General features: G+C 51.2%; 9 protein-coding genes. 4 read left to right on the top strand and 5 right to left on the bottom strand.

Annotation, left to right across the window (positions count from 1 at the left end; all coding sequences use genetic code 11):
- The 4 genes from MES37_RS22265 to tusA form a co-directional block, all read right to left on the bottom strand.
- The coding region (locus MES37_RS22265) for a TRAP transporter large permease (protein ID WP_237932664.1) at positions 1-1,145 on the bottom strand (1,145 nt) is incomplete at its 3' end.
- A 14-nt stretch (positions 1,146-1,159) separates the two neighbouring features.
- Entirely contained in the window at positions 1,160-1,669 is a 510-nt protein-coding gene (locus MES37_RS22260) for a TRAP transporter small permease (protein WP_064542306.1), read from the bottom strand.
- 34 nt (positions 1,670-1,703) lie between these two features.
- Entirely contained in the window at positions 1,704-2,687 is a 984-nt protein-coding gene (locus MES37_RS22255) for a TRAP transporter substrate-binding protein (RefSeq protein WP_064542303.1), read from the bottom strand.
- A 198-nt stretch (positions 2,688-2,885) separates the two neighbouring features.
- Positions 2,886-3,131 carry a sulfurtransferase TusA gene (gene tusA / locus MES37_RS22250; protein WP_064542301.1) on the bottom strand — a complete coding sequence of 82 codons (246 nt, stop codon included), beginning with the start codon at positions 3,129-3,131 and terminating at the stop codon, positions 2,886-2,888.
- 175 nt (positions 3,132-3,306) lie between these two features.
- On the opposite strand from tusA, the gene MES37_RS22245 reads away from it, so the two are divergent.
- Both MES37_RS22245 and MES37_RS22240 read left to right on the top strand, forming a co-directional pair.
- Positions 3,307-3,972 (top strand): 7-cyano-7-deazaguanine/7-aminomethyl-7-deazaguanine transporter, encoded by a 666-nt coding sequence (locus MES37_RS22245; protein ID WP_064542299.1) that lies wholly within the window; start codon positions 3,307-3,309, stop codon positions 3,970-3,972.
- 72 nt (positions 3,973-4,044) lie between these two features.
- Positions 4,045-4,602, top strand: a complete 558-nt coding sequence (locus MES37_RS22240; RefSeq protein ID WP_064542296.1) for a DcrB family lipoprotein — start codon at positions 4,045-4,047, stop codon at positions 4,600-4,602.
- A gap of 10 nt (positions 4,603-4,612) precedes the next feature.
- On the opposite strand, the gene MES37_RS22235 is transcribed toward MES37_RS22240, so the two are convergent.
- Positions 4,613-5,836 carry an MFS transporter gene (locus tag MES37_RS22235; RefSeq protein ID WP_237932663.1) on the bottom strand — a complete coding sequence of 408 codons (1,224 nt, stop codon included), beginning with the start codon at positions 5,834-5,836 and terminating at the stop codon, positions 4,613-4,615.
- A gap of 141 nt (positions 5,837-5,977) precedes the next feature.
- On the opposite strand from MES37_RS22235, the gene MES37_RS22230 reads away from it, so the two are divergent.
- Together MES37_RS22230 and MES37_RS22225 are read left to right on the top strand one after the other, a co-directional pair.
- A complete protein-coding gene (locus MES37_RS22230; RefSeq protein WP_064542292.1) occupies positions 5,978-7,027 on the top strand; it encodes an AI-2E family transporter in 1,050 nt (349 codons plus the stop codon).
- 65 nt (positions 7,028-7,092) lie between these two features.
- Positions 7,093-8,475: a M24 family metallopeptidase gene (locus tag MES37_RS22225; protein WP_237932662.1), complete on the top strand. Its 1,383-nt coding sequence runs from the start codon at positions 7,093-7,095 to the stop codon at positions 8,473-8,475.
- Positions 8,476-8,540: the final 65 nt, after the last annotated feature.

Here is an 8,540-nt window from a genome sequence, read left to right as displayed (position 1 = left end):
GCAACAAACAGCACCGAACCGACTGGCGGTGTAATCAAACCAATGCCGAGGTTCACCATCATGATCATACCGAAATGCACCGGATCGATGCCCAGCGAATTGGTCACCGGCAGCAAAACTGGCGTGAGGATCAGGATGATCGGCGCCATGTCCATCAAGGTGCCAATCAGCAACAGCATGACGTTGAGATACATCAGGATCACGTATTTGTTGTCAGACAGCGAAGTGAAAAATTCCGTGATACGTGACGGCAACTGCATGAAAGTCATCACCGCGCCAAACGCCGACGCAAAACCAATCAAAATCATTACGATAGAGACCGTTTTTACCGTGCGGAACATCAGCTTTGGTAACTCATTCCATTTGTAATCGCGGTAGATAAACATGGTGACGAAGAATGCCCAGACGCAAGCCACCGCCGCCGATTCTGTCGCCGTAAATACCCCCGTCAGAATCCCGCCGAGAATAATGACCACCGTCATCAAACCCCATAGCGCATCGAAGAAAATTTTCACCGCTTGTTTGAAGGGAATGCGTTCACCTTTTGGGTAACCGCGTTTATGGGCAAAGCCGAGGCACATCACCATCAGGCAGAAACCCAGCAACAATCCTGGTAAAATACCCGCGATAAACAGTGTGGCTATAGAGACCGTACCGCCTGCCGCCAGGGAGTAAATCACCGAGTTATGGCTCGGCGGGATCAAAATCGCCTGCACCGATCCGCTCGCCGTGACCGCTGCTGCATATTCGCGCGGATAACCCTTTTTCTCCATTTCCGGGATCATCACGCTACCGATGGATGCGGTATCCGCCACGGACGATCCGGAAATTGCTCCGAAGAACGTAGAAGCGACGATATTCACCAGTGACAAGCCACCACGAATAAACCCAACGAAGATATAAGCAAAGTTCACCAGGCGGCGGGCAATACCGCCTTCCGCCATAATCGCCCCGGCCAGAATGAAGAACGGTATCGCCAGCAGGGTAAATTTATTCACCCCACTGGTGATTTGAATCATGATCGCTTCCAGCGGTAAATCTATCCATAAGGCCCCGACAATGGCGCTTAGCCCAACGGCAAAGGCCACGGGCATTCCCACTGCAAGCAGCACCGCAAGTGTCGCTAATAAAATAAATGCGTCCATGTTATCCCCTGGTCTTAACCGTGATTACCCAGCAACACGATTGGGCGGTTCTCTTGAGAGCCAAACAGCAAGCGCTCGACAACAAACAGAATGAGTAAGATCGCGCCCACAGGCAGCGGGAGGTAGGTTTGGCCGGAAGTGAGGAGAGGGAATTCAGCAACTGGCTGTTCCCATAAATCGGCGCACAGGTAGAAGCTGTAATAGAACATCACCAGCGAGATAAGCAGCATCAGCAGATCAACAATGCGTGCGCAAAACGTCTGCAACGCCAGTGGCAGACGGTCTGTCAGCATATTCACTGCGATGTGCGAACCGGCGCGGTAACTCACCGCCGCGCCGATGAACGTGAAGGTCACCATGCAGATAATCGCTACCGGTTCCGGCCAGGACTCCCCACGGTTCAGGGCATAGCGCGAGAAAATGCCAATCGGAATAATCACCGTCATCACTAACAGTGAAAACCCCGCAATAATCATCGCCAGCAAATAAACCTTATCCATCAAATCTGAGTAGCGTTGGGACATAAGATCCCCTCCACGCAAGGGTTAGCGATAATAACTACTGAACTTCAGCAATAGCTTTCATCAGGTCCTGATGCTTATCACCATACTCTTTGCGCACCGGCTCAGTGGCTTTCACAAACCAGGCTTTGTCGATTTCGTGGAACTGAACGCCACCGGCTTTCATTTTTTCCAGCGCTTGTTTGTTGTAAGCATTCCACAGTTCACGCTGTTCCATTTGCGTAGCACGCGCCAGGGTAAGGATTTTTTGCTGCTGGTCAGGCGTCAGTTTGTCCCACTTCACTTTGGAATAAAGCAGCATTTCTGGGGTAATGAAGTGGCCGCTCAACGTGTAGTTTTTGGCGACCGGCATGTAGTTGTGGGCAATAAACGTCGGTGGGTTGTTTTCCGCGCCGTCGATAACGCCGGTTTGCATCCCGCTATACACTTCGCTCACGCCCATCGCCACCGAGTTTGCGCCCATGTCTTTTAGCGTTGCCAGTGCCACCGGGCTACCCTGAACGCGGATTTTCATCCCTTTAAGATCTTCAGGTTTCACCACCGGATTTTTGGTAATCAGGTTACGCGTGCCGGAGTCCATCCAGCCGAGGAACACCAGGCGGGATTTCGGGTTATTCGTCAGCTTAGCGCCAATCTCTTTACCTAAATCGCCGTCAATCACTTTGTGCATATGATCTTCATCGCGGAACACATACGGCAAGGTAAAGACTTCAACATCCGGCAGGATCGCCGCAACCGGTGCCATCGACACACGGATCATGTCGATCGCCCCCATCTGCGCCTGTTCAATCATCTGTTTTTCATCGCCCAGCACACCGCTCGGGAACACTTTGATCTCTAAATCACCATTGGTTTCTTGTTTGAGTTTTTCACCCATATGCTGCACCGCGACCACATTCGGATAACCTTCCGGATGAACGTCGGCAGCTTTAATCACCTGGGCGCAAGCCGTTTGAGCAAACAGAACGGACGCGGTAGACAGACATAAACCAGCAAAAGCAGGCAGAAAGGTCTTCTTCATTGGGTCGCTCCAGCAGAGGTAGAAATTTGAGATAAGAAGTAAAACAATGTTTTAATTTGTAGATTAAAAACTAGACTACGTGGAGAAAAGCGAGGGTGAAGCACTTCACAAAAAGTGACAAAAAATGAAATTGGGGTTCAAAGCAGATGTAAAGCGGGTTCAGAAGCCCGAAGCAAGACGCCAGGGGCTGAAGCGGTTTTATTGCCCTTTACGCAGCAAGTAGCGATAAGGCAATGATTCCACTTGTTTAGCAATAAGCTCGTGTTCCATAAAAACACAAAACCCGGGGATGTCACGCGTGGTCGCGGGGTCATCAGCAATGATAAGTAACGTTTCACCGGCCTGCATATTGCGCACGGTTTTACGCACCATCATTACAGGTTCGGGGCAGCGCAGGCCCAAAGCATCAAGAGTGTGGTCAGGATTGGCAAAAAGATCGGTCATCAGCGGTCTCGTATTTAACAAACCGCGCTAGTTTACCCCCGGCAGATTATCGCGCAAGTCACGTGAACGATTGCGCTAAAATTAACCATTGCAATGCGGGGTTAAAGCAGTATCATCGCCCCCGCTTTAAAAAAGACCAGGGTTCCCTCACCCCTTTCACTAAAAAGGCTACAAAATGACGCAGTTCAATTCTACTCAGCGCACTAAAGCGCTGTTCTGGCTATCGCTATTCCATTTGCTGGTGATTACTTCCAGTAACTATTTGGTGCAATTACCGGTCGCGGTTTTTGGTTTCCATACCACCTGGGGCGCGTTTAGCTTTCCGTTTATCTTCCTCGCAACCGACCTGACGGTACGCATTTTTGGTGCACCGCTGGCTCGACGCATTATTTTTGCCGTGATGCTGCCCGCGCTGGTGATTTCCTACGGTATTTCCGCGCTGTTTTATATGGGTACCTGGCAAGGGTTCGACGCACTTTTGCATTTCAATTTGTTCGTCGCCCGTATCGCTGTTGCCAGCTTTATGGCTTACGCATTGGGGCAGATTCTGGATGTGCACGTGTTTAACCGCCTGCGCCAGAGCCGCTACTGGTGGCTTGCGCCAACGGCATCCACGCTCTTCGGAAATATCAGCGACACACTGTCATTCTTCTTTATTGCTTTCTGGCGCAGCCCGGATGCCTTTATGGCGCAACATTGGGTAGAAATCGCCATCGTCGATTACTGCTTTAAAGTGCTAATCAGCATTGTATTCTTCCTGCCGATGTACGGCGTGCTACTGAATATGTTGTTGAAACGTTTGGCAGATAAGTCTGAAAGTTCGGCGTTGCAGCCGGGTTGACGGTGGTTGAATTATCTTGTGATAAGATGCTGAAATCAGCCGCGAAGGCTTGCTAACGTAAAGGAAGAAGTCATGGGTAATCTGGTAAAATATGTCGGTATTGGCCTGCTGGTATTAGGCCTGGCCGCTTGCGATAACAATGACAGCAAAACAGCCACTGCGAATGAAGCGGCACAAAGCAGCGCAACCGGTCAGCCCGTCAGTTTGCTGGATGGGAAAATCAGCTTTGCACTGCCTGCGGAGATGACTGACCAGAGCGGTAAGCTGGGCACTCAGTCAAACAACATGCACGTCTACTCTGATGCATCTGGTCAGAAAGCGGTGATTGTGATTGTTGGCGATGATACTTCTGAAGAGCTGTCAGCTCTGGCGAAACGTCTTGAAGATCAACAGCGTGCCCGTGACCCACAGTTGCAAGTTGTGACCAATAAATCTATCGAGATCAAAGGCCACACGCTGCAGCAGTTAGACACTATTATCTCAGCAAAAGGCCAGACAGCTTACTCGTCGGTTATCCTGGGTAAAATTGATAACCAGCTGTTAACTATGCAAATCACACTGCCTGCTGATAACCAGCAACTGGCGCAAACGGCTGCTGAAAACATCATTAACACCATCACCATTAAGTAATTATTTTCTATTACTGCTGTGATGATGACACGGCCTCCGGTTGCTCAATCGGGGGCCGTTTTTTTAACTGCCACGCCATCAGTAATGCGATACAAACCAAAGCCGCCGCGGCCAGGTAAATCACCGAAACACCCGCATACGCCATCACGAATCCCGCCAACGGCCCGGCAATCCCCAGCGATAAATCCATAAACACGGTGTAAGTTGCCAGCGCGCTGCCCTGATTTTGTTGCGGTACCATCTTCACCGCCACCACGCCAAGCGCCGGGAACACCAGCGAGAAACCCGCCCCTGTCAGGAATGTACCGGCTTTTGCCATCCACGGTTCAACCGCCAACCCCACCAGCAGCAAGCCAATAATCTCGACCGAGAAACAAATCATCGCCACGTTCAAACCGCCCATGCGGTTAATCCCATTCGGGAAAAGTAAACGCGTGCCGACGAAAGCACAGCTAAACAGCGTGAGCGCGAAGGCTGCGCCGTCCCAGCCTTTGGCATCGTAAAACAGGGTGATAAACGTGGCGATCACCCCAAAACCTGCCGATGCCAGCGCGAGCGCCATTCCGTATGGCCACACACGCCCAAGCACCGCACGAAATGGCAGTGGTTTGCCTTTACTGGCTTTCACCGCCGGACGCGGAAGCGCCAGCAGCACGGCTATCAGCGCCACTGCCATAATGATTCCCGCTAACAGTTTGAGGCCACCAAGGTGATAGAACAGCACGCCAAGCGGTGCGCCCATCGCCATCGCGCCATAAGTCACAATACCGTTCCAGGAAATCACCCGTCCAATATGCAACGACCCGACGACACCCACGCCCCAAAGCGTTGAACCGGTACCCGCAAAACTCTGCCCAATCCCTAAAATGACGCGCCCAAGGCAGAGCAACAGCAGGCTAACCAACGGCCATGCGCTACCAAACGCCGCCAGCATGTAGCTCGCACCACTCAGGAAGCAGCCGCACAAACCGAAGATAACGATTTTTTTTGGGCCAAGAATATCGGCATAACGTCCGGCATGCGGGCGGCTCAGCAGTGTGGCGAAATACTGGAGGCTAATCACCAGCCCCGCCCAAAACGCGCTGTAGCCCATCACGTCATGAACGTAACCCGGCAATACCGCGAGCGGCAGGCCAATCGTCATATAGCTGGCAAAGTTGAACATCACTACAGAGACAATCTGTAGGTTAAGACGGTAACTGCTTAATGCGGGGGTGGGTGTGAGATCAGGCATGGTCATTCACTTTTAAAACAGCGTTCCTCAGTATATACACTTCGGGTTTCACATTTCAGCACCAGTATTTCAGAGTTGCCCTGCCGTGAGAAAAAAACGAAGCGCTACACTAAGAAGATTCTCCGCGCATAGGATCTCCCGATGGTCGCTCCTGAACCCGATAAAACCGGGCTACATATTCTGCTAAAACTTGCCGCACTGGTGGTTATTCTCGCCGGGATTCATGCAGCGGCAGACATCATTGTCCAGCTCTTGCTGGCACTGTTCTTCGCCATCGTCCTAAACCCGCTGGTCACCTGGTTTATTCGCCGTGGCGTAAACCGACCCCTGGCTATTTCGATAGTGGTCTTCGTGATGTTGATTGTACTCACCATGCTGGTCGGGGTGCTGGCCGCGTCAATGAGTGAATTCATCGATATGCTGCCGAAATACAACAAGATGCTGACGCAAAAGGTGTTTGAGCTCGAAAAGATGTTGCCGTTTATGCACCTGCGATTATCGCCCGAGCGCATGTTGCAGCGCATGGATTCCGAGAAAGTGATGTCGTACGCCACAACGCTGATGACCGGGCTTTCCGGCGCGATGGCCAGCATTTTACTGCTGGTGATGACCGTGGTCTTTATGCTGTTCGAGGTGCGCCACGTTCCGTATAAACTGCGCTTCTCTCTGGCCAACCCGAAAATTCATATCGCCAGTCTGCATCGCGCACTCAAAGGTGTGACGCATTATCTGGCACTCAAAACGCTGATTAGCCTATGGACCGGGTTGATTATCTGGCTCGGGCTGGAGTTGATGGGTGTGCAATTTGCGCTGATGTGGGGCGTATTGGGCTTTTTGCTGAATTACATCCCTAATATTGGTTCGGTTATTTCCGCTATCCCGCCAATGATTCAGGCGTTTTTGTTTAACGGCACCTACGAAATGGTTATGGTCGGCTCACTGTTCCTGGCGGTGCATATGGTGTTGGGGAATATTGTCGAGCCGCGCATGATGGGCCGTGGCCTCGGGATGTCGACCTTCGTGGTCTTCCTTTCGTTACTGTTCTGGGGCTGGCTGCTCGGCCCGGTGGGCATGCTACTTTCAGTGCCGCTCACCAGCGTATGTAAAATTTTGATGGAAACCACTCAGGGCGGCAACAAGCTGGCCTTGTTACTGGGTCCTGGCCGTCCCAAAACTCGGTTACCGGGATAGGCTCAAAATTAGCCAGGTGGTAAGTTAACGTTTATTCAGGGTAAAGAAAAAGGAGTGACAGACCCATGCCAATTACGCTTGCCACCATCAAACAACCCGAGATTTACCTCAACGTGCCGAGCGTTGTGTTAAATGACCAGACCCTTCAACAACGCCGCAGCAAAATTTTGCAGGCAATGGCGCGGCAGAACCTGGATGCGCTGGTCATCTATGCCGACAAAGAACATGGCGGGAATTTTGAGTATCTGACCGGTTTCATCCCGCGCTTTGAAGAAGGTTTGTTGGTGCTGCATAAAAGCGGTGAAGCGGTGCTGGTACTCGGTAATGAAAACCTTAAGCTCGCCAGGCACTCCAGAGTTCCAGCCCGTGTGTTTCACGCTCCGTGGTTTTCATTGCCCAACCAACCGATGGACACCACGCTTTCACTGAGCGAAGTACTGCAACAGGCCGGGCTTCGCGAGCAACATCGCGTTGGCATCGCTGGCTGGAAACTGTTCACCGGAACCCACGATAACAACCCGTCACTGTTTGATATTCCGACATTTATTTTCCAGGCACTTCAGGCCGCACTCACTTCCGAATGTGAGCTGCTCAATGCCACCGGGCTGTTTATTTCACCGCGTGATGGCGCTCGTATCATCAATAACGCCAACGAAATCGCCCATTATGAATACGGCGCAAACCTGGCGTCGAGTGCAGCGCTAACGGCACTGAATGCGGTTGAATTGGGTAAAACTGAAAAGTCGATTGCGGCATTGTTGGCCGCCGACGGACAAGCTAATAACGTTGTGACTATTGCCGCAACTGGCGAGCGTTTTGCCAACGCCAATTTATATCCTGCCGATAAACAGATTCAGGCTGGCGACAAATTCTCGCTCACCGTCAGCTACAAAGGCGGTTTAACCAGCCGCGCGGCATATGTAGTGAACAACGCCAGCGAACTTGCTGAAGAAGTCCGTGATTATCTCGATGTGGTCGCCATCCCTTATTACCACGCGGTGGTCACCTGGCTGGAACATATGCGCGTCGGTGTGAAAGGCCACGAAGTCTATGAACTGATTGAAGGTGTTTTGCCGAAAAATGAATACCACTGGCACCTGAACCCTGGCCATTTAGTTGCCGATGAAGAATGGCTCTGTTCACCGATTTACCCGGCATCGGATATTCCTTTATCCAGCGGAATGTTGCTGCAAATCGACATTATCCCATCGCGCCAGGGTTACGCCGGAGCCAGTATTGAAGACACTATTGCTCTTGCCGATGAACCTTTGCGCTTGCAATTAGCCGCACTGTATCCAGAAGTTTGGCAGCGTATTCAACAGCGTCGCACCTACATTCGCGATGTATTAAATATCAAACTTCACGACGATGTGTTGCCGTTATCCAACACAGTGGGTTATTTACGACCTTACTTGTTAAATAAAGAAATGGCGTTAATTTGCCAATAACACTTTCGCCTGACAATAAAAACCTGATGGATGACGAGTTCACTCTTTATCCATCAGAATAAGAT

It is taken from the genome of Buttiauxella sp. S19-1, from assembly GCF_022134725.1.
In the GTDB taxonomy this organism is placed as follows: domain Bacteria; phylum Pseudomonadota; class Gammaproteobacteria; order Enterobacterales; family Enterobacteriaceae; genus Buttiauxella; species Buttiauxella ferragutiae.
This window is presented reverse-complemented; position numbering and strand designations above follow the sequence as displayed.

Bases quoted from the DNA above. Each gene is read 5' to 3' on its own strand.
- MES37_RS22260 (WP_064542306.1), bottom strand. From the start codon at position 1,669: ATGTCCCAACGCTACTCAGATTTGATGGATAAGGTTTATTTGCTGGCG.
- MES37_RS22255 (WP_064542303.1), bottom strand. From the start codon at position 2,687: ATGAAGAAGACCTTTCTGCCTGCTTTTGCTGGTTTATGTCTGTCTACC.
- tusA (WP_064542301.1), bottom strand. From the start codon at position 3,131: ATGACCGATCTTTTTGCCAATCCTGACCACACTCTTGATGCTTTGGGC.
- MES37_RS22245 (WP_064542299.1), top strand. From the start codon at position 3,307: ATGACGCAGTTCAATTCTACTCAGCGCACTAAAGCGCTGTTCTGGCTA.
- MES37_RS22240 (WP_064542296.1), top strand. From the start codon at position 4,045: ATGGGTAATCTGGTAAAATATGTCGGTATTGGCCTGCTGGTATTAGGC.
- MES37_RS22235 (WP_237932663.1), bottom strand. From the start codon at position 5,836: ATGCCTGATCTCACACCCACCCCCGCATTAAGCAGTTACCGTCTTAAC.
- MES37_RS22230 (WP_064542292.1), top strand. From the start codon at position 5,978: ATGGTCGCTCCTGAACCCGATAAAACCGGGCTACATATTCTGCTAAAA.
- MES37_RS22225 (WP_237932662.1), top strand. From the start codon at position 7,093: ATGCCAATTACGCTTGCCACCATCAAACAACCCGAGATTTACCTCAAC.